19 protein-coding genes and 2 pseudogenes are annotated in these 16,975 nt (G+C 53.8%); 10 read left to right on the top strand and 11 right to left on the bottom strand.

All coding sequences use genetic code 11. The annotated features are described in order from the left end of the window. Positions 1 to 323: surface glycoprotein (locus GJR98_RS14645; protein ID WP_191965497.1), on the bottom strand; the 323-nt coding region annotated here is incomplete at its 3' end. An 875-nt stretch (positions 324 to 1,198) separates the two neighbouring features. Here GJR98_RS14645 and GJR98_RS14640 point away from each other — a divergent pair. The 6 genes and pseudogenes from GJR98_RS14640 (at position 1,199) to GJR98_RS17695 (ending at position 4,552) form a co-directional block, all read left to right on the top strand. Further along, positions 1,199 to 1,639 (top strand): type IV pilin, encoded by a 441-nt coding sequence (locus tag GJR98_RS14640; RefSeq protein WP_151136811.1) that lies wholly within the window; start codon positions 1,199 to 1,201, stop codon positions 1,637 to 1,639. Further along, complete coding sequence (locus GJR98_RS14635; protein WP_151139480.1) at positions 1,640 to 2,239, top strand: type IV pilin; 600 nt, start codon at positions 1,640 to 1,642, stop codon at positions 2,237 to 2,239. Between the two features lie 260 nt (positions 2,240 to 2,499). Then, on the top strand, positions 2,500 to 2,793 hold the full coding sequence (locus GJR98_RS14630) for a DUF7563 family protein (protein ID WP_225316428.1): 294 nt from the start codon (positions 2,500 to 2,502) through the stop codon (positions 2,791 to 2,793). 128 nt (positions 2,794 to 2,921) lie between these two features. Continuing rightward, on the top strand, positions 2,922 to 3,506 hold the full coding sequence (locus GJR98_RS17705) for a DUF7845 domain-containing protein (RefSeq protein WP_225316427.1): 585 nt from the start codon (positions 2,922 to 2,924) through the stop codon (positions 3,504 to 3,506). Next, positions 3,467 to 4,260: pseudogene (locus tag GJR98_RS17700) on the top strand (DUF7845 domain-containing protein). The gene GJR98_RS17705 and the pseudogene GJR98_RS17700 overlap by 40 nt, the downstream one beginning before the upstream one ends. After that, entirely contained in the window at positions 4,163 to 4,552 is a 390-nt protein-coding gene (locus tag GJR98_RS17695; protein WP_225316425.1) for a hypothetical protein, read from the top strand. Before GJR98_RS17700 ends, GJR98_RS17695 begins: the two are co-directional and overlap by 98 nt. 363 nt (positions 4,553 to 4,915) lie before the next feature. On the opposite strand, the gene GJR98_RS14620 is transcribed toward GJR98_RS17695, so the two are convergent. The 10 genes from GJR98_RS14620 to GJR98_RS14570 all read right to left on the bottom strand — a co-directional run bounded on the left by GJR98_RS14620 (position 4,916) and on the right by GJR98_RS14570 (position 13,767). Continuing rightward, the gene (locus tag GJR98_RS14620) at positions 4,916 to 5,527 is read right to left on the bottom strand and encodes a hypothetical protein (protein ID WP_151139479.1); all 612 of its coding nucleotides are present in this window, start codon (positions 5,525 to 5,527) and stop codon (positions 4,916 to 4,918) included. Positions 5,528 to 6,046: 519 nt separating this feature from the next. Next, the gene (locus GJR98_RS14615) at positions 6,047 to 7,141 is read right to left on the bottom strand and encodes a hypothetical protein (RefSeq protein WP_151135006.1); all 1,095 of its coding nucleotides are present in this window, start codon (positions 7,139 to 7,141) and stop codon (positions 6,047 to 6,049) included. Between the two features lie 91 nt (positions 7,142 to 7,232). After that, entirely contained in the window at positions 7,233 to 7,763 is a 531-nt protein-coding gene (locus GJR98_RS14610; RefSeq protein WP_151135008.1) for a hypothetical protein, read from the bottom strand. A 736-nt stretch (positions 7,764 to 8,499) separates the two neighbouring features. Next, positions 8,500 to 9,654, bottom strand: coding sequence for a hypothetical protein (locus tag GJR98_RS14600; RefSeq protein ID WP_151135012.1), 1,155 nt, complete (start codon positions 9,652 to 9,654; stop codon positions 8,500 to 8,502). Then, the gene (locus GJR98_RS14595) at positions 9,651 to 10,406 is read right to left on the bottom strand and encodes a hypothetical protein (protein ID WP_151135014.1); all 756 of its coding nucleotides are present in this window, start codon (positions 10,404 to 10,406) and stop codon (positions 9,651 to 9,653) included. The genes GJR98_RS14600 and GJR98_RS14595 overlap by 4 nt, the downstream gene beginning before the upstream one ends. After that, entirely contained in the window at positions 10,406 to 10,981 is a 576-nt protein-coding gene (locus GJR98_RS14590; protein WP_151135016.1) for a hypothetical protein, read from the bottom strand. The genes GJR98_RS14595 and GJR98_RS14590 overlap by 1 nt, the downstream gene beginning before the upstream one ends. Before the next feature lie 39 nt (positions 10,982 to 11,020). After that, positions 11,021 to 12,685 carry a hypothetical protein gene (locus tag GJR98_RS14585; RefSeq protein ID WP_151139478.1) on the bottom strand — a complete coding sequence of 555 codons (1,665 nt, stop codon included), beginning with the start codon at positions 12,683 to 12,685 and terminating at the stop codon, positions 11,021 to 11,023. 7 nt (positions 12,686 to 12,692) lie between these two features. Further along, positions 12,693 to 13,220: a lactonase family protein gene (locus GJR98_RS14580; RefSeq protein WP_151139477.1), complete on the bottom strand. Its 528-nt coding sequence runs from the start codon at positions 13,218 to 13,220 to the stop codon at positions 12,693 to 12,695. Next, on the bottom strand, positions 13,217 to 13,426 hold the full coding sequence (locus GJR98_RS14575) for a hypothetical protein (protein ID WP_151139476.1): 210 nt from the start codon (positions 13,424 to 13,426) through the stop codon (positions 13,217 to 13,219). Before GJR98_RS14575 ends, GJR98_RS14580 begins: the two co-directional genes overlap by 4 nt. Continuing rightward, a complete protein-coding gene (locus GJR98_RS14570; RefSeq protein WP_225316424.1) occupies positions 13,426 to 13,767 on the bottom strand; it encodes a hypothetical protein in 342 nt (113 codons plus the stop codon). The genes GJR98_RS14575 and GJR98_RS14570 overlap by 1 nt, the downstream gene beginning before the upstream one ends. A gap of 200 nt (positions 13,768 to 13,967) precedes the next feature. Between GJR98_RS14570 and GJR98_RS17560 the strand changes: the two genes are divergently transcribed. From GJR98_RS17560 to GJR98_RS14555, 4 genes and pseudogenes are all read left to right on the top strand, one after another. Continuing rightward, positions 13,968 to 14,171 (top strand): hypothetical protein, encoded by a 204-nt coding sequence (locus tag GJR98_RS17560; protein WP_151139474.1) that lies wholly within the window; start codon positions 13,968 to 13,970, stop codon positions 14,169 to 14,171. Positions 14,172 to 14,319: 148 nt separating this feature from the next. Further along, on the top strand, positions 14,320 to 14,850 hold the full coding sequence (locus tag GJR98_RS14565; protein WP_151139473.1) for a hypothetical protein: 531 nt from the start codon (positions 14,320 to 14,322) through the stop codon (positions 14,848 to 14,850). A gap of 364 nt (positions 14,851 to 15,214) precedes the next feature. Next, positions 15,215 to 15,475 carry a DUF7386 family protein gene (locus GJR98_RS14560; protein ID WP_151139472.1) on the top strand — a complete coding sequence of 87 codons (261 nt, stop codon included), beginning with the start codon at positions 15,215 to 15,217 and terminating at the stop codon, positions 15,473 to 15,475. 163 nt (positions 15,476 to 15,638) lie between these two features. After that, a pseudogene (locus tag GJR98_RS14555) lies at positions 15,639 to 16,975 on the top strand (type IIL restriction-modification enzyme MmeI); the annotation flags it as partial.

Here is a 16,975-nt window from a genome sequence, read left to right as displayed (position 1 = left end):
TTGACGTCGTAGGTACCATCCGAGACGTCGCTCACGTCGATGTCGCCGACGTCAACGGTGGAACCGTCCGAACTCGTAGCGGACGCGTTAGGTTCGCCCGTGTTGAGGACACCGTTGTTGTTGATGTCGACCCAAACGTAGACGTTTGCGCCGTCGTCTGTTGCTCCGTCAGTAACCGATGCGGAGACTGTTGTACTTCCGGATGCCGATTTTTCGACAGTAACCGCGGTACCTGCCGTGGTACCGTTGAGGCTAATGTCAGAAGCATCGGCGGCAGCACTACCCGAAAGCGCGACGGTCCCGGCGAAAACCGAGAAGACCATCAGCGCAGCGAGAAGTACTGCACGAATTTGCTTTTGCGTGTCATTGTTGTTTTGATGGGTGTTGCAGTCGGGGACATCGTTTTCGTCGACCCTCGGACGTAACCTAGCCGGGGATGAACCCGGGCCGAGGCGAGGTACTCACAGATGCCTCCATGGGCAGGGGTACAGTTGGACATGTTGACCTTTCGCGGTAAATACTTTGTGTGATTGAAAGCTCCCGAAACGGTAACAATCGTGAGCGAGAAGCCCTGAAAACCGAATGTAGCCCACAAAGCATTTATGTGGTGAATGATTCAATATAAAGCGCGTGCGCACGCAACCTTGGGTAGGAACGACGTCCCCGATTCGTCGGGGACAAACCCGTTCTCGACGACACTGACTTCTGAGCGCCCGCGCTGCCACTCGACCGGGGTGTGACTCGACAGAGCGAGTCGGACTACGTTCGCCAGCCGCCGTCGGTCTCCTGATTTCTATCGACGTTCTCCACTTGCTCCCTCGCGCGTGGGCAGGCGAAAGACACTGTACTGGCTCAACAATGACAGACTCGACACAACTTCGACGCGTTCTACCGACGGCGATTCTCCCTCGAAATACGTCATTTCATTCACACATGTCAGACAGAAAACCAGTTGTCAAAAATCGAACTGATTTCCACCACTTAAACTCCATATAAACAGTATATTAAACGTGAATTTTTAGGGCGTAATACCCCGTTAATTTGGCAGCCACATTTAAGTAACCCGAGAGTAACCAATCGATTAGACACACCGCGACGGAATTCCGGGCAGGGAGCGAGGGCACATCCCCTCCACGTGCGACATCGAGCGCACCAGTGAGTCCGGCATCAACCTCACCGTCCGGGTGTCGGACAACCAATGCAACTCAAAAACCTCTTCACAGAAGACCGTGCAGTCAGTCCAGTCATCGGGGTCATCCTGATGGTTGCAATCACCGTCATCTTGGCGGCCGTCATCGGGACCTTCGTCCTCGGTCTCGGTGACCAAGTGAGCGAGACCGCGCCGCAGGCGAGCTTTAGTTTCAGTTACGACCAGGATGCCAATACTAACGGGGAAGTCACTATCACTCACGAAAGTGGTGAAGGTATCAGCACTTCGCTTATCTCAGTTGAAGGAGATAATGTCCCAACTACTGCAGCCTTCTCAGACAGTGACTCGAACAGTAAAGTGAATGCGGGCGAATCCGCTGTATTCGAACCCGATGCAGCACTCAGCAGCGGCGATACGATTCGAATCATCTGGTCGTCCGAAAGTGGCAGCACCTCGTCCACGCTCCAGAAGTGGACCTACAACGGATAAATGAACTTCAAGGAACTCCTCGCTGACAACGACGCTGTGTCTCCAGTCATCGGGGTAATCCTGATGGTTGCCATCACGGTCATCCTCGCGGCCGTTATCGGGACGTTCGTCCTCGGTCTCGGTGACCAAGTCGGCAACACGGTTCCGCAGGCGAGTTTCAGCTTCGACCTCACCGACAACGATCAGTCGGCAACTGATAACCCAGATTCCCTCTCGATTACGCACGAGTCCGGGACTGAAATCAACCCAGAGCAGTTGACGTTCGCAGTTTCCGGTGCTACCGCAGATGACGCTGACGAATCAGCCTCCGCGACGCTGGCAATTGATGGAGTATCCGGGGCAACGTCGTGGAATGACCTGTCGCCAAATGACGTGAGCGCAGGAAGCACAGTCACTCTAGACGGAAATGACTTCCAATACGACCTTGACGGTGATGGTAGTTTTGCAGCAACCGGTGCTAACAACGACAACAGCGGGGTTGACAGCGATGCTGAAGCACTCAACTTGAGCGGAGCAACTGTCCGCCTCGTTTGGGCCGACGGATCCGGCGAATCGTCCGCCACGCTCAGAAGTGGTCCGCCCCTGACGCCTAAGCAGTAACGACCCTTCCGTCACCCGTTTTCTTCGTCGTCTGACGCCCCGATAGTTTTAGGTTCAAATGTCGTGACTGTTCAACAGAACACACAGTCAGAAATTATGAAATTCACTGACCTACTCACAGACGACGACGCAGTATCGCCGGTTATTGGGGTTATCCGGGCGGTCCCATACCCATTAAGGGGAATTCGGCTTATTTTGCCGGTTTTAACAGCCAACAGCGGTGGTTGGCGTGATGCTCCTCTCCCTCGAGGCCCAGCCTCGTGAGTGTGAGTATTGGCGGGTCGCACGTCACCCACAACTTCTGTCGCGTCTACGGCGATTCTGAGGACCGCGTACACCGATGCCGAGAGTGCGACACCGCCGTTCGGATTCAGCGAGGGTCTGCAGCCGGCCGTGACGTTCCAACGCCGGACCCGCAAGAGTCACCCGGTCGTCACGGTGGGGCAGCCAGAGAGGTGGTCGAAGTGACGCCTGTCGACTTCGTCCGCGCCTCGAAGCTCTACCCACGTCGAGAGTCAGACGGCCGTTCGTCACCCTGCTCTCGACGCGACTGACGCCGACGTTCGTCGAGCGGTCGGAGGTGACACGGCGTGACCGTCGAGTGTCCAACCTGCGGCCACGACAGCGAAAAGCTGCATCGTTGCGAGCGGTGCGGCCGTGACCTCGTCGGAGATGACCGCCAATGAGCCACGTAGCCTCTGCACCCCACGAGACTCGTGGCAACCTACTGTACACGGAGTACGAAGACTCGCCCTACTGGGCCGTCCGCCAGCTGTACAACCACATCGACGGCGGTGCGAAAGGAATCGAGGTAGAAATACCACGCTACGACGCGCCGGGAACAGAGGTTTGGACGGTTTCACTCCGGGTTCACGAGTCCGGGCTGTCTCCCTCGAAACGTGATACCGTCAACTCGCTCCTCGAGTACGACATCAACGCCTACGGTGAGGGACAGCGAAAACTCCCGATTATCATTCAACCCCGACTCGGATGGGACGACGAGAACCGGCCAAACAGCGTTCCTGCGAACCTTGGCCGTTCGACCAACGTCAAACTGAACAACACGGTCAACGTCGAACTTGACGAGATTCCCCATCTCATTCCGGAGATATTACGTGCCGTCTGTGAGAGAGTCGGCTTTGACTGGTCTCGTCGGTACTTCACAGAGCACCTCACGAGTATTCGACCATCACCCAGCACGAGCGGTACATCCGCATCCTTCGGGACATGGCGAAGAAACTCGTCCACAGCGACGGGGTTTTCATGAAACTCTTCATGCTCGTCGCAGACCTGGAGGGGTCGCACGTCGTCTACGATTCGAACAACGAGAAGGTTGTTGGCTACAACCACCAACTCCGATTCGACCGAAGGCCATCGAGGAGATTTCGAAGAATAGCCGTCATCGACCACGCGGGATGCAGCTCAAGCACTACCATCCCGAGCACGTGCGCAAGAAGTCGGGTGACGACCCACTGTACCACCCGAAGCTCGGTGCGCTCTACAAGAAGAATCTGAACCAAGACCAATCGGTTCGGTGGACCGACCGCCACGACCTCGTCGACGACCTGGAAGAGAAAATGATGAACGTGCTCGAGTGGGCCGGCATTCCAACGAATCCGGGGTCATGGTTCGTCGAAGACGACCACTTCGTTCCCGGAGAATCCGACCGGCGGATTGCGTTCTGGGACGACCCGACGCCGGAAATTGAGGCGTCGCAGGAGTCGGTTATCATCCGGACGCTCCAGGAGCTGGAAGACTCTGACCGCGACGTCCTCGAATACGTCGCCATGGCCGACGGGGGAACTGTCGACGGGGCAGCCGAAGAGACCGGGTGGTCCGAAGCGACCGTCTACCGGCGTCCTTCAGCGACTCAGCGGCCTCCTCGACTGCGACAATCGTGTTGTCTCGTGGGTCTCCTCGAAGATGTCCCAACAGGTCCGCGAAATCGTCTCTGTCACCGAGGACGTCGTCGAGTCCAACGCACGACTCATCGAGAATGTCCTCTCTGTCGACCCACGTGACCTGGAACGCTCCGGCCGTGCTCTGCAGAACTGGCTCAATCGATACGGTGCTGAAGTCGTCCAGGGGATGGACGATCGCTCGAAGCGCGTGAAGATTCGCGTTCGGTCGATTCTAACCGAATCGAAGAACAGCACTGCGAAAGGCGAGTACCTACCCGACGTGATCGACGCAGGCTACTCCGCGTGGTGTGACGCCGGCCTCGACGCCGGTCGGTTCTACAACGCCATCATCGAATTCGACCAGGCGTACGGTCCAAAACAGTCCGCAATCGCGAGTCAGCACCTCAGATAGAGCGGCCCTCGTGAGTGGCAACACTACTCGTCGTCTCTTTCTTTTATATACTACACCTTGGTTTTCGCCCGGACCCGTGTTTCGGGTGGACCCTTCGACACCTGTGAGCGACGGCATCGCGCCGGTTCCGCGGCAGGTCGGTCGCACTGCGTGCGACCATCCCCTTAGCGAGTGTGACTAACGTCACAACTTTCAAAAAATAACCCTCCGGCTGTGTAGCTCCAGTTGACGCAGTCGAAAGGGGAGGGGCGAAGGGTTGCATGAAGAATTCGGAAGTTGATGCTTGAGTAACTTCCACGCTCGCTGATTACGCAGTGTGAAGCAGCAACAACCGAACCTATTCGACGCAGGAATGGAATTTGATTAGTCGTCGAACTCGTCCAGACTCGATTCTTTCCGGACGAACTCTTCGCGGGCTCTTTGATAGGCCAATTTTCCTGTCTCCTCGGGAACCATCCCATCAAAGAATTTGTCCTTCACCATGTCTTTGATCTCACCTGGGTCTTCTGACTCCCACATTATCCTAAAGTCACGCTCTTTAACCACGTCTGCGTCTGAATCCTTTATCATACCATAGTTCAGAGCGATCTCCAACAGTTCATCTATCCGCGAATCAACAACGCGGTCTATGTTCCGGCGGTTGGTCCCCAGATGGATTTTGGATTTGAATGTCCGCTCAAACTCTCGTTTTCTAAATTCCTTTGGTTCATCAACCGAGCCCATATTGTTTAAGTAGAGTTGGAGCAGCACTTCGCCGAGAGGAAACACTGGGTGACTGGTTAGGTGGAATCGAATATCGTCGTTCTCAGCAAGTGTTGGGTCGATTCCGTCCTCTCCTAATCTCCTCAAATTTGGATTTTCAACGTGGCCATCGTGGTATTTTATCGTCTTATCTTCCTCGTCTGCTTCAGGAGGCATTTCGGCCTCGATTAATTTCCAAACAGCATACTCGTCGGGATCTGTAGCAATCTTCATCACTTCCATGTCTGCATCGACAAGATCGATTGCTCGAGTGAACGTGAGATACTGAACTGACTGAATTGAAAGGTCTGAACACTGAATGTGTCTTTTTATTTTATCACGCCCGTGACCCGGACTCGAGCAGGTCTTTGGTCGTGTTAATTTCATCAACCCAGTGTTGGTATTCCTCGCCACCTACATTACAAGAAACAAACAGAGATGAACACCACTAGGTTGTTTTTTCGCTAGAAGTAACTCTGCTCCAGAGTCACCAAATTCACGAAGAGGGTTTATGATCGTTGTCTCAATCCACTATCACTCCCCATTGCAGCGTCCTTAGGGGAAAACGCATTCACGATATCCCGGAAGAGGTTGTACTCTTGCTTACTTGTTGACTGAAAAGTCGTGACATAGTTTTCCTTGCTCTCTCTTCGTCGATGCTGTCGTATTTTTTAGTGAATAACCGCTCAAAGGAGCGTTTGTCTCCTTTCCCCAGTTCAGCAAAATACCCGTCGTCGTATGGTTTTGGGTCCTTCATGCGACTTTCTTCGGGGTACATTCTGAGTCGAAGTGGTCACTCAAAAAGTTGAATATCCGAAGAGACTGGTCAATGTCAGTCAACTCTCTCGGGAACACCCGAACTTGGTTTCCTTTACTCTTGAGAGTGGTTCTCTCGTTAGTAGTTTCATCAATTAACTCTGCTTGGAAGGATTTGAATTCGGGGTACGCAGTATATTCTGAAACGCTGAATTCCCAAAAGTCGGTATCCATATGCGATTCGAAGTTCTCCAGGTTTTCCGCACTGATACCATCAGCAACCTCAACGGCCCAAGGAGTACTCACAGAGAACTTATCTTCTCCGAAGAATGCACTGTCTGCTTTTCCGTAGTGCCCAGTATTCGCGTACTTTTTCATCTCCTTGACACGTTCAACTTCTTTATTGAACTGCAGCCACAGTTCTTGGAGGCTACCATTGACGTGTACGAACGTACCGTCTGTTTTTATTTTGAATTTGAATTCGTTGGGCTTCTCAAAAACCATTATCTGAGGTAAAATCCCGTAATTATACCTCATCTCACGGTAGGTGTCCAGTCCATCGATAGCACGATACTGAATCGATCGTTCAGTTTCAGGACGACGTCGAGCGCTTATTTTCGAATCAGCAGAGCGTCTCGCACTGAAATATGGGACTAATATATTTTCGTGGTTTGCCACGATATCCTTCCGCAACTCGTCCAGCTCACGCTTGGAAAGCATTAGACGACCCAGGTGAGGCGTTTCGATCAGAAACTTTGAGATGGTGGGTGGAATTTGGTCCGTTTTGTTTGCGTTTGTAATGAACAGAGGAACATGGTCATCGAGGTAGACATAGCTGTAGACCGGTTCTTCATCAACTGTACTGTGTAGTAGATGGAGATCGCCGGACGAGTTAAGGATGCTAAAGCTAGACTGCACAAAGCCTAGGAACTCGTCCTTTCCGCCAGCCAGATTGTTAACTGCGCCAATTATGTTAAATTGGCCAGAGGCTTGCTCATTCTGATAAAGATAGTCAATATATTTAATGAGCGCAGCCTGGTCATCGAAGGACTCATCAATTATATCTAAGAAGTCCGACGACTGCTCAGGCATTAGACACCTCTTAGAGATGATTGCCCACTCTGGCGCTCAATACTTCTCATACCACATGATATGTATAGAGTCCGAATAGTTTTTCGGATATTCATCCTTCAACGAACTTACTTCGAGATACAATTTCAGCGCGAGTCTCTTCTAACTCACCAATATTGTCATACAGGTCCTCTTGTACAGTATCAGGGATCTCCTCAGACACATTCTCTGATTCACTAATCCGTTGGATTACGCCCTTGTATTTGGTCACTTTTGAGTAGAAATCCACCGCGTTCTCTAACTCAGACCCACGGAAAACCCCGCCTAATAGTCCGATATTTACTGCACTGGCTTCATACACCGTTGTCGGGATTGAGTCGGGAGAAGGCATATCATCAGGTTGTAATTGACGACCTGGAGGACGTTTGCTTAACCGCGCCATTTGATTAGCACAATCAGTAATTCCGGTCATTTGGCCGACTTCGGTGAGAAGGGCCCGCTTCAGCTTTTTTCTCTCCCAAACTTGCCTAGCAGAGTACACTAAGAATGCAGATACGAAGGACGCGGCAACTCCGATGATAGTAGAATCCGGTAGACTTGCAGAAGAGCTAGACTGAGCAACGATAGTTGGGAGCGTAACCATACTTATTGATATTCCTGATTCTTTTAAAATCTGAATGGTAATACCCGGCCAGTAACTACGGGTTCATCTCACCTTCAGTCTCAATCGACCTATGGAATGTCTCCAAGAAAAATCAAGAGCTAGGTAATTCAGATTCAATCTATCGACTAATGAGTAATCTATTCCATGGTTAAACAAAGATCCGCCGTGGATGGATTTTCACTTGCTCTGAGTTACGATGTCCACCTGAGCCGTAGAACCGCAGCCGCAGCGACGAGGCTTCGACAGAGCGCATATTTCGAACCCGAATTCCACCACCTCCAGCACCACCAGTAGCAGAGTAGAGCACGAACACGTACAAGCCACCTTCTCGCCGGAGTCGAGCATGGTAGTCCTCGAAAACCCGGAAACGACCGATTTTCCCGCTTCTCCGATTCACCATTGCAGCTTTGATTTCAACGGGGCGGCCGTCGTCGGTCTCAGCGTCCTGCCAAGATGAGTGCGCAGAGACAAGACCGTATCTCTGCCGAGCAGCACGCTCAGCGAGTGCACCGTAGTGGGCTGCTTTCTTACTCCGATTCGTCATGACCTTTGACCCACGACGTCTTCGCGCCGATCACCTCGAGGACAGAGAGCAAAATTCCGGTTCCACGGGGGACGGGCAACCACCGGGGTGCCGCCAATCGGCGCCACTGTGTAAGTAAGTATGCGACCACGGGGGGTGTGTGGTGGTGGTGATGGTCCAGAGTCGCTGTCGTCATGCGCTTTCTCCTTCTGGGGCCGCCACGAGGTCTCGATGTTGTCCCTTCTGCCACTCTCGGACTCTGTCGCCAACCCACGAGGTCGAGTATGGAACGAGGTATTCGGTGTCTTGGCTGTTCTCCTTGCCGATATCGGCGTAACTCATACCGTCGTCATCCCACGGACGGGCAGCACGGATTGCTGTCGAGATAGCTTCCTTCCGCCTCGCATCGTCGGCAGTCTCGACGTCCTCCTGGTCGTCGTCAGTCTCGTCCTCGAGGTCGACTGCGAACGAGGAAGCTTCGTGTTCGTCGTATCGTTCGGCAGTGTCGGTGATACCCTTGTACTCGGCTACTTCCTCGAATTTATCCGTCGTGCCAGTGGATTCGAGGATTTTCACGCGGCCGGGGTCTGCGCGAGATGGCTTCTCGAAGATTGCAGAGTAAAGTCGTCGGAGGTCCTTCGCGGTGTCTGCGCGGGTATGGCCGACGATGAGAACCGAGCCACGTTTCGCGTACTTGTCGCCGGTTTCCTTCTTCCGGACGTACTTGAGCGCCTTGGCGAATCGGTCGGCAGACTGTGCCTCAGCACCGCGCGAAGTGAGCGACTGACTCCCTTCATCAATTATCGCGAGGACAGGGCCATCGAAGTTCGCCATCTCGTCGAGCATCTCCCGAGCACCCGAGATGTGAGTTCCGCCGTTCCACTTGATGTTCGTGACCACCTTCCCGCCAGTGACGGCTTTCCAGATCCGACCGATATCGAGCGTCATCGCGGTCTTCCCCGAACCCGGTGGACCGAGTACGGCACCGATTGCTCCCTCGTCGGTGAGCATCCGGGCCATTCGGGTGAGCCCCTCATCGCCGTCTTTCGTCCTATCGACGAGACCAACCATCCCTTGTAACTGCGAGACGTTTCCGAACTCGTAGGCCGTGTTTATCGAGCGCGTCGAGGAGGACGAGATGATGATTTCGGCCATTCGAGTATCGAGGAAGTCACCCGCGCGGTCGGCCCAGAGTGAGCAGTAGTGGTTGAGGAGGTCGAGCGTGTGAGCGTCGTCGACGAGTCCGGCGAACCGGCGAACGTACTCAGGCCTCTTGTCTCCGAGCTCACCTCGGAGATAGGTTCGTCCCTGTGCGGCGGCATACTGGTCGTTTTTGCTATTGCTCATGGGCTTCCTCCGTCGTTGAGCATCGGGTCAACGGGCTCGAGGGCATCGCCGTCACCTTCGAACACCAGGTCCATTCCGGCGAGGTCGTCCTCGATATCGTCGCTGGCGTCGTCCGACGAGAGTCGGTCCGGTAAGAGGTCGTCCGGCAGCGTCTCGGCAATCACTTCGTCGATAGTCTGGCCACCCATGTTCGGTGCGAGGTGTCCCTCGAGGGCGGCGTTCTGTGCAGCCGCGCGTTGACGGTCAAGTATCCGCACTATCGAGATGAGGTTGTTCCGGATGTGCTGGCCGCGTCGGGCCTCCGGCTCGAGGTAGTTCATCATCTCGTTGATGATGTTGAGCGCCTCGTCGATGTCGTGGTGGCCGACGATGTGTGAATGTGGCCGCATCCCGCGCCACGTACCAACTGCGAGGTTTCGCTCGTCGTCGTAGTGGTAACACTCGTAGGCTTCGCCCTTGCTCTCAGTGAGAGGGTTGAGGCTTCCTGCCGCGACTTCCATCTCAGCAAATTGGTCCTCAGAGAGTTCCCAGTGCTCTACCTTCTCGTCGTTACCACCGTCGATGACGGCGAGCGAGACGGTCGGCGGGTCGGGTATGAGGTCGTCGATCTTCCCACTCGCGACGAGTGCCGCGATGCCTGCGATAACGAACATCCCGACTGCGAGCGGCGTCCACTGCGGGAGTGCCACGTCGCCAGCGTAGACGGCCACGGCACCGATTCCGCCGAGTTTGAGGGCATCGTCGCGCTTCATTAGAGCAACCTCTCTGCGGTCATCTCCTTGTCTTCGCGCTTCTTCTTCACGTACCGGAACGTCCCGGCGGCGGTGACGATTGCAGCACCACCGACGAGCGCGTTCGCGGTTCCCCACTTGACGGGGGGGTTCCCAGCTCGTACCGCATCACTTCGGAGCGCGACGATTCCGTCAGCGTTGCTCGAAGAGATAGTCACTGCGCTGGCTCCGTTGAAGTCCTCGGCGTTGAATTTCACCGTCGTCATTCCAGGGGTCAAGGTCAAGCGACGCATCCGGGCTTTCCCTGCCGCTTCGCCTTCTCCCTCCGAGAGAATTCGCGAGAGTTTCCCGGCGTCGGTGATGGCAACGCGGGTCGGAACGTCGACGTCGAACGTGACGTAGAACGTCCCGTTGTCGAACCGCCAGTTCGTGATACTAGTCGTTTCGGAGAGTTCGATCGTTCGGTCTACTTCTGGCGTCGAGGGCGCGGGCGTCTCCGTCGTGTTTTCGTTCGATTGCGCGGCGACGGTGCCGGCGAGTGCGGGCGTTGCGACTGCGGTCATGATGAGTATGAGTGTGAATATGATTCGGCGCATGGTCGTGGTCCGAAAGGGGAGGTTGGTTAGTTGGCTGTGCTAGCCCTTGATGACGGCAAGGAGCAGAACGACGATCGCACCCGCGATAATCGCCTTATCTTCGGTGCCGACCCCACCGCCGAGGTCAAGGCTGCCACTGCTTGATTTGGCTTCTTCGTACTCGTCGCGGACGGTTTGGAGTCGGTCTAACTCCTCTTGAAGATTCGAGGCGTTCGTTTCCTCGTAGACGTATTCCTGTGGTACTGTGGTGGTCACCGATTCGCCTGTGTCGGTGTTCGTCGCACTCGTGAGAGTGAATTCAGTACCCTCCTGTCCAACGTCGATGATGCCGGACGAGTTGTTATTCTGGTAGGCAAAATACAGCGTTCCGTTGTAGTCAGTGACGTTGTATGTCGTGTTAGTATCCCACCCGGCGGATGCGTCACTGCCGGTATAGAACAGCGTACCCTCATAGGTCGACGTGTTCGTTCCGTTCGTGATTTCGATGGTGTGGGAAACGTTCAGGTCCCCAGATGCACCCATCGCGGCAAGTTGCATTGCCGCGTATGAGTAGTATCCAGTGGAATTGTACTCGGTGGATGCTTGGCTCGCAATGAGCGTCGGGTCCAGTTGTGCTACTTCGGTCGAGTTGAATTCACTACCGTTGTACTGGGAATAGAACGACGTTGCATATACGTCGATGTTCGACTTTACCTGAGTCGATTGATTCCCGAGGTCCGTGTAGGTCTGTTCGTATGGGTCAGACTCAAACACTGCCTGATAAGAACCAGTTGGCGGCTTCGTTTCGACCCAGAAGTCCGTTTCTGCGGGGTCTGTATCGAATTGTAGAGTGTAGCCGGACGTGTCTTTCAGATAGATGGACGTGGCGTAAATCACCGTCCCATTTTCCAGCAAGACGCTACTAACTGTCGGGTCGCCTTGTTGTTCATCGAGGCGGTATAGGTCGCTTGGGACCGTTGCCGAGCCACTGTCGTAGACGTGGCGCATCTCCACGCTCGTCTGGTTCCCGAGGTAGAATATTTGCGCAGCACGTTGGTTGTAGTCTTGAACGAGGTTGTACTGAATGTTCGAATAGTACTCTTCGACGGTCGCGTTCGCCGCGGCGGTCGCGTTCGCTTCGGTGGACCCGTTTTGTAGTTCGTTGATGAGGGTGAGCTTCGCCTTCATGAAGGCCACCGAACGGGTGTCTTGCATGAAGTTGTTAGTCGTCGTCAAGTACGAATTCTGACCCTCGTGGATACCCACAGCGGTTGCGTGGGCATCGGTTGCGGAGACGTTGGCGTAGTCTATTTCTTGCCCAGTGAGCCAACGGCAGCCGGTGTCGGTGCCGACTAGCGTGTTCCACGCCGCGCCTAAGAGTGAGTCTGTTAGGTCGCAGTCTTCGGACCACTCGGCAGAAGCGTCACCGACAGGTGAGGCACCCGGAAGGGCACCACTCATTGCGGCGGTCGTGACGAGCACCCCAACGAGTGCGAGGGTGCCGGTCTGTCTCGCCTTGACCTTGACCCCCTTCGGCGCGGCGTCGAGGGCGCGACCGAATCTCTCGCGGACGCCACCCATCATTGACACGCGAAGGATGACGAAGAGCGCCGCGAGGAGTCCGACTGCGAGGCCGGCCGACGTTTCGCCGTGGATGCCAGTGAGGTACGCAGCGGCCGCCGAGAGTCCGACGGCCGCGTAGGTCGTTGCGTAGTTCAGTAGCATCGGTGAATCAGTCCTTCACGATGAACAGCAGAGCAAGCACGAGGACGATACCTATACCCGCACTACCGGACGAACCACTCAGCCACCCGCCACCCGACGAGACTTCAGCCACGGTGCCGATGTCGAGGGCAGCAGACTCGATTGTCGTCGAGTTACCTTCCACAAGCACGCGGTAGCTCGAGTAGTTCGCCGTGTCGAGAGACGTGTACTCGTACATCTCCGTCGAACCCGTGGCCGCGGAGATTTGCACCTTGTCGACTTGCGTCTCAGTCCCGTTGTCGATAGCGAAGACCGTCACGTTCGCGGCGGTCGAGGCGTTGTACGTGTCGTTGTCGAGTTCGACGTAGAGCGAGCGCGTGCCGTTGTCCACCGCGAGGGTTTGGTTCGCAAGTTCGTCCGTCCCGACGGCCGTGAGGTTCGCAGTGTCAGTATCGACCGTTGCAGCCGCACCACCCGCGAGGGCGAGCATCGCGACGGCGGAGACGACCGCGACGAGCAAGCCGATTGCTCCGACGTCTTTCTTTGAGAGACTCATCCGTCGAACACCTCCGTCACGCCGAGGTGGTCGGTGACGACGACGACTCCCGCAGCGCCGACGGCGATGTAGCCGATGCCGACATTGCTACCGAGCAGGTCGGCCATGTAGTTGGTTCCGAGCAGTTCCGTTGCACCGTAGTTGATGGAGCCGACGGCCGCGCCGATCGTGGCGGCCATCTCGGCGTCAAGGTCGAGGTCCACCATTACAGCATCCACCCGATTGCGAAGGTCGCCGTGGTCGTGATACCCACGTACACGAGGCCCCAGAGGTCACTACTCTGGAAGAATGACGCAACGGTGTTGGGAAGGAGAACCCACCCGACCATCAGGCCGGCCGTGAGGATGATAGCCCCGTAGTAGTAGTCGTCGAGCTTCTCAGCGTCGTCCTTGAGTGTCTGCAAGGACGTGTTATCGTTCGTCGCGACCGTCCCGACAAACGAGGCTGCCGAGATTACGAGCGCGACCGTGATTTCAGTCGACCCGGTCGACCAAACGACGTCTGTGAAGTTGATATCGAACAGTTGGAACGTTGCGATTCCGGTCATTATGAACCCAGAAACCATCATCGCGACCACAAGGGCCGCGTCTTCCGGGTCAAATTCCATCTTTGACATGATACGACATCGGCGGCCACCCGTTCTGCAATAACACTCAGGAAATCCGGAGTGTTGAGCAACCCAATCCTATCGAGGTTCTCACCCCCTCCGAAGGATTAAGTACAGGCGGGTGGCCGACCGCCGTGAAAATGTTCAGAAAACTTCGGAATCACGACGGAACGCCGTTGATTGCACTCGATAAAGATGAATTAGAGATGGACGGTGTCCTCGAGGGTGGTGAGACACCGGACGAGAAGCAAATGCACGTGCAGCGGCTTGGGGAAGGTGTGTATGTCGTTCGGGACGTCTCGGATGGAGGTATTGCGGAGATACCAGAAATCGTTCCACGATAACTTTCACATCTCCTGAGAACAGGAATTAGGGTTCTTACTCGGGTCATCACAGACGTGACAATCTTTGTCTGAGTGGCCATATTATGCAGTAAATTATCTGTTCACAAATTAATTTTAAGTCGGTGACACGATAAGCCGATAAGTGTACATGTCACGAATTGCGGTGGTTTTTGCATGCCTAGTCTTACTTGCGGGCTGTACCTCTCCTGTTGCACCAGGTGGGGAAACAGACACAAAACCCACATCAACTGATACACAGATAGCAGACGGGAGTTCACCGTTTTCGGCGGATTATCAGATAAACTCAATTCAGAACTGTGGTCCGACGTGCAAGCAGGTGAACATCTCTGTTGAGGTGACAAATACAGGTGATGACGAGGTCAGATACCCAGTGGTGTCGATGTCGGTCTATGTCTTAGATGAGAAAGAGGACATCTGGTTTTGGGAAAGGGAGAATGAACGTAAGGAAATCTGGTCGGATAGCGACTATGTTGATAATATCTCTGCTGGCGAGACTGTGACTTTCACGAAATCGTTTGAGGTTGGAGTTGGAGAAGGAATCGAGATTATCTATGGCGGTGACTGCGTAGTGTATGGCGATGTTGCTGTAGATTATTCTGACCGGGAGTGGAATAAGACGAAGCAGTTTAACATTGAGTCGGATCGGTGCGAGAACTGATCACGAGATCTAGCACGAACTGCCCATCATAGTTTGAGGGGGTTCAACAGAGCCACCGAAACAACCATCACACATTGGGTGGCCGGTCTCCTCGATGCCTCGAACCAACCAATCTTCGACCAGTAGCATTGTACAGAGGGGTCTTCGACCCCGACCCCACGGGGTTGCTCGCGAATGTATACGTCATCCTCGATGTATGCACCTTCATCGACGTCAACAGCGGTCACCGTGCATAGATTCAGACCAATTCGACCAGGTAACTGACGCGGTCGCGGTCATGGGTCACCAGGAGTATAAGAAGAATCAACGCTCACTCACTCGAGATTCACGCAAATCGACCCCCGGTGCATACGGTGATTCATAAATGACCAAGCGAACCAGCCTGAAGCTCAACGACGAACGGCAGCTGTTGTTCGACAAAGCGAGCGAGATAGTGGCGCGGGATGCGTCGGACGATCCGCCGCGCAGTGATGTAATCGATGCGGCACTCACCCACCTGATTGAGAGCTACAAGAATCTCGAGGATGTTCGAGACGAGTACCCGCCGCAGACTGTGAAAGACTGCTGCAATACGTCGGTATTGGGGATGCGGTATAGGACAAGTATCGACAAGAAGTGGAGATGAGTGAATAGACATAGTCCTCTATTTGAGAAACTGTACTAACCTCAGTTGAGTCTTTTCTGAGCCACTAATTGAGTTGGAATAGAACCAATGTAAGTAACAACCAATAGACTGAGTTGTCTGACAAGGAAAATATAATGCCCCCGGGACTCTTCGTTTTCGTAACGTGACTACTGTAGCTTCTCTCCGGGATGTTCTGACTGACTTTATTGAGGAGTTGGACAACCAATTCGAAGACCCACACGACATTGAACAGATACTCAAAGGTCATCGCAAGCTCACTCGTAGAGATTTAGGAGCAGAACCTGAATCATGGACCGAAGATATTCTCATTTATCCAGTCCTTGAAGCGGTCGGATTACACAAAACCCCCGGTCGCCCAACCTCACAGCGAAAAACGCCAGATTTCAAGTTAAGGGAAGAGTTCGATGGGGGTACTCTCGAAATCGTTGGTGAAAACAAGCCACTAAATAACATCGAGCAGGCCGAGTTCGAACTTGTAGATGATTATCTATCGAATATATCATTTCCAAACGACGGAATCGCTACTGATGGTTTCGACTGGGTAGTTTACCGTACAGAGCAAGGTGGTGATTTCTTTGAACACAGTGATGTTCGTCGTCACAGTTTCCGTAGGGTACTGTGGCAATTGGCACGCGATGAAGGAATCCTCAGTCGACAGCAATCTCTCCCGGGGAACGAGGTTGACATAGAAAAGGAATTAGAGTCATTCGCACTCACTTTCAAACCAAATCACTTAGTTCCACTACTCACCAAAACGGCACCTCTCGAATTTCGCGACCGGCGTCAGAAAGACGTAGATGATTTCTACGAGGTATACATAGAAGTTCTGTTCGGCGAGAGTGATGAACTTGACTACGATACATGCCTCCGTAACGATATTGTCGCCCCCGACAGCGCGACTAAGAAGGAAAAAGATATATTTGCAGTCACTCTTGCTAATCGCCTATTGTTCATTCGGTTCCTCGAGGAAAGAGGTGTGCTTTCTGAAGGATTCTTAAGTGACCGAGTTGACGATTATGGAGACAGTATCCCAACTACCCTTTACGAAGCTACTATAAATCCTCTGTTTTACGAACTATTCAATAAACCTCGTGATCAACGGGATCTTCATGGTGATTGGTACGATGACGTGCCATATCTGAACGGGGGTTTGTTCAGACAAAACCTCCCGAACGAAGACCAGTACGATGTACGCAACCCGTCGATGATACTGGTAATCGACAAAGTCATCGAAGGAAACCACGAGATGGATATTGAGGTTGATCCAGCCATCCTCGGTAGCGTTTTCGAGATGACCATCAATCACATCAGTGAGTCCGAAAACCGTCAGAAGGAGACTGGTGCGTACTACACCCCGAATGACGTTACTCACCTCATCAATTCACAGGCAGTCAACGGTCAAATAAAGGAAACAATCATTGACGCGTTTTCAGAATCGCTTGATGACCAGGTCGAATCTACATTTAGAAGCGAAGCGGA

Origin of the sequence: Haloferax marinisediminis, from assembly GCF_009674585.1 — an archaeon.
Lineage (GTDB): Archaea > Halobacteriota > Halobacteria > Halobacteriales > Haloferacaceae > Haloferax > Haloferax marinisediminis.
Note: the sequence above shows the minus strand (reverse complement) of the source record. Positions and strands in the feature narration are given on the sequence as shown.

Excerpts from the sequence above, each read along its gene's own strand:
- GJR98_RS14615 (WP_151135006.1), bottom strand. The coding sequence starts at position 7,141 with ATGCCTGAGCAGTCGTCGGACTTCTTAGATATAATTGATGAGTCCTTC.
- GJR98_RS14575 (WP_151139476.1), bottom strand. The coding sequence starts at position 13,426 with ATGGTGGACCTCGACCTTGACGCCGAGATGGCCGCCACGATCGGCGCG.
- GJR98_RS17560 (WP_151139474.1), top strand. The coding sequence starts at position 13,968 with ATGTTCAGAAAACTTCGGAATCACGACGGAACGCCGTTGATTGCACTC.
- GJR98_RS14590 (WP_151135016.1), bottom strand. The coding sequence starts at position 10,981 with ATGCGCCGAATCATATTCACACTCATACTCATCATGACCGCAGTCGCA.
- GJR98_RS14640 (WP_151136811.1), top strand. The coding sequence starts at position 1,199 with ATGCAACTCAAAAACCTCTTCACAGAAGACCGTGCAGTCAGTCCAGTC.
- GJR98_RS17705 (WP_225316427.1), top strand. The coding sequence starts at position 2,922 with ATGAGCCACGTAGCCTCTGCACCCCACGAGACTCGTGGCAACCTACTG.
- GJR98_RS14585 (WP_151139478.1), bottom strand. The coding sequence starts at position 12,685 with ATGCTACTGAACTACGCAACGACCTACGCGGCCGTCGGACTCTCGGCG.
- GJR98_RS14570 (WP_225316424.1), bottom strand. The coding sequence starts at position 13,767 with ATGACCGGAATCGCAACGTTCCAACTGTTCGATATCAACTTCACAGAC.
- GJR98_RS14620 (WP_151139479.1), bottom strand. The coding sequence starts at position 5,527 with ATGAAGATTGCTACAGATCCCGACGAGTATGCTGTTTGGAAATTAATC.
- GJR98_RS14635 (WP_151139480.1), top strand. The coding sequence starts at position 1,640 with ATGAACTTCAAGGAACTCCTCGCTGACAACGACGCTGTGTCTCCAGTC.
- GJR98_RS14595 (WP_151135014.1), bottom strand. The coding sequence starts at position 10,406 with ATGAAGCGCGACGATGCCCTCAAACTCGGCGGAATCGGTGCCGTGGCC.
- GJR98_RS14600 (WP_151135012.1), bottom strand. The coding sequence starts at position 9,654 with ATGAGCAATAGCAAAAACGACCAGTATGCCGCCGCACAGGGACGAACC.
- GJR98_RS14580 (WP_151139477.1), bottom strand. The coding sequence starts at position 13,220 with ATGAGTCTCTCAAAGAAAGACGTCGGAGCAATCGGCTTGCTCGTCGCG.
- GJR98_RS17695 (WP_225316425.1), top strand. The coding sequence starts at position 4,163 with ATGTCCCAACAGGTCCGCGAAATCGTCTCTGTCACCGAGGACGTCGTC.
- GJR98_RS14560 (WP_151139472.1), top strand. The coding sequence starts at position 15,215 with ATGACCAAGCGAACCAGCCTGAAGCTCAACGACGAACGGCAGCTGTTG.
- GJR98_RS14565 (WP_151139473.1), top strand. The coding sequence starts at position 14,320 with ATGTCACGAATTGCGGTGGTTTTTGCATGCCTAGTCTTACTTGCGGGC.
- GJR98_RS14610 (WP_151135008.1), bottom strand. The coding sequence starts at position 7,763 with ATGGTTACGCTCCCAACTATCGTTGCTCAGTCTAGCTCTTCTGCAAGT.